4 protein-coding genes are annotated in these 1,907 nt (G+C 47.2%); all 4 read left to right on the top strand.

The window, feature by feature from the left end:
* The coding region (locus Q0140_RS06095) for a hypothetical protein (protein ID WP_297962819.1) at positions 1-304 on the top strand (304 nt) is incomplete at its 5' end.
* 78 nt (positions 305-382) lie between these two features.
* The gene (locus Q0140_RS06090) at positions 383-574 is read left to right on the top strand and encodes a helix-turn-helix domain-containing protein (protein WP_297962816.1); all 192 of its coding nucleotides are present in this window, start codon (positions 383-385) and stop codon (positions 572-574) included.
* Complete coding sequence (locus Q0140_RS06085; RefSeq protein ID WP_297962814.1) at positions 571-963, top strand: hypothetical protein; 393 nt, start codon at positions 571-573, stop codon at positions 961-963. The genes Q0140_RS06090 and Q0140_RS06085 overlap by 4 nt, the downstream gene beginning before the upstream one ends.
* Positions 864-1,907 (top strand): NFACT family protein (locus Q0140_RS06080; RefSeq protein ID WP_297962812.1); only part of this gene is annotated, 1,044 nt, incomplete at its 3' end. The genes Q0140_RS06085 and Q0140_RS06080, both read left to right, overlap by 100 nt.

Below are 1,907 nucleotides of genomic sequence, written 5' to 3'. Positions count from 1 at the left end.
AGACTTTAATATCGCTTTGAAGTATTTGACTAAGGGCGCAGACGCGCCCAGCTACGAACAGCTAAAAGATTTCGCCTTTAGGCTATGGACTAGCTTGCATAAGCGCGAGCTAGAGCGAGCCGCAGACGATAAGCAAAGGGCTAAATTTAAAGCCGAGATAGCTAAGCGAGCGCAGGATATGGACGAAGCGCGGGCGACATTTGAAGCAGGCTTACAAGCTTACCGCCTATTCAACTACTACGCGAGCGAATGCAAGAAGCTGCAAAGGCAAGTAGATCATAAAGGCTTATCAAAGGGGGCTTAATCGCCCTCTTTTAACGCGAAACCAAACAACATTTAAAAACGCGTTAAAATACTTCAAAACATCAAAAAAAGGCAAACAATGGAGCTATTAACGGCAAAGCAAGTAGGCGAGATATTAAATTTATCCAGAAGCACGCTTTCTAAAATGAGAAGCGACAAATACAAGGGGCGCTTTAATATCGTTTTGCCCTTTATCAAGATAGGGCGCGCGGTAAGATATGAGCGCGAGGCAGTTAATCAAGCCATAAAAGAGTTAAAGGCGAGCAAATGAAAATATCGCCCGAAATCAGAGCGCGTATCTTAGCAAAGCATAAGGCGGGTGTAACCCAAAGAGAGCTACAAAAGCTTTTTAACCTAAGCGCGGGCGCGGTCAATAAAATCACCAAAGGCATAACCAAAAATTTAAAAAGCACGATAGCCAAAGGCACAGAGTATCTAACGGAACTATCGGATTTAAACGAATACGAGCGCGAAGCCGTAACGCAAGCAGTAGGCGATAACGCACGGGCGATAATCTTTTTAAAATTTGCTTCGACGGCGACGAGACGCTGTTTTTCGACATGGACAAAACGAGCTCCAATATCCACAAAAACGCCGCCTTCGTGGAGAGCAAAACCTACAAGGCGCCCTTTGACGTGGTGCTCGTCAAACGCTTTGTGAAAAGTAAAATTTTAAATATCGCCGTGCCGCAAAATAATAGAATTTTATCCCTTCGCGCCGAGCTTAGCGCGGGCTATAAAAGGCTCGTTTCAGAGATCTATTTCGAATTTACCGGGCGCTTTACGAACGTCATTATCACGGATGAGGCGGGGGTTATTTTGGAGGCGCTGCGCCACTTCGATAACGATTTTAGAAGCATTCGCGTCGGCAAAAAGCTGATCCCGCTGCCTCCGCGCGAGATCAAAGAGCAAAAGGTAGCTCGGATCGAGGATTTTAGCGCCTTTTTTGAAGCGGAATTTAAAAGCTTAAACGAGCGCAAGATCACCTCGCTAAAAAACGTAAAGCTCGCTCGCATCGAGAAAAAAACGGAGGCTTTGAGCCAGAGCCTAAAGGAGCTTCCAAGCGCGGCCGAGCTTTTGAAACAGGCCGAGCTTTTTAGTCTGCGCGCCGATCTGCTGAAGGAAAATTTATACAAAATCAAAGACTACGAAAGGCGCATTTCGCTCATTTCGCGCGCCGGCGAGCTGGTGGAGTTTGATATACAAGACCCGCCTAAAATCGCGCTCTCGCAGCTGTATGCCGAAGCAAAAAGGCTGCGAAACAAAAGCGCGAATTTGCATCTGGAGGAGCAAAATTTAAAAAGCAAGCTGGAATTTTACGAAAGCCTGCGCGAGCTGATCCAAAACGCGCAGAGCGAGCAGGAGCTTGAAATTTTGCTTCCGCGCAAACGTATCGTGCAGGAGCGGCGCAAGGACGGCGAGGGCGAACAGGACGTGCAGAACTTCTATCTGGGCGATTTTAAAATCAGCGTTGGCAAAAACGAGCGCGGCAACGTCCGCCTGCTTAAAAACAGCGGCAAGGAGGACTTTTGGTTTCATCTCAAGGACACTCCAAGCGCACACGTCATCGTAAAGACAAATAAGCAAAGTCTAAGCGAAGAGGTG

Origin of the sequence: uncultured Campylobacter sp. (assembly GCF_938045405.1) — a bacterium.
Taxonomy (GTDB): domain Bacteria; phylum Campylobacterota; class Campylobacteria; order Campylobacterales; family Campylobacteraceae; genus Campylobacter_B.
Note: the sequence above shows the minus strand (reverse complement) of the source record. Positions and strands in the feature narration are given on the sequence as shown.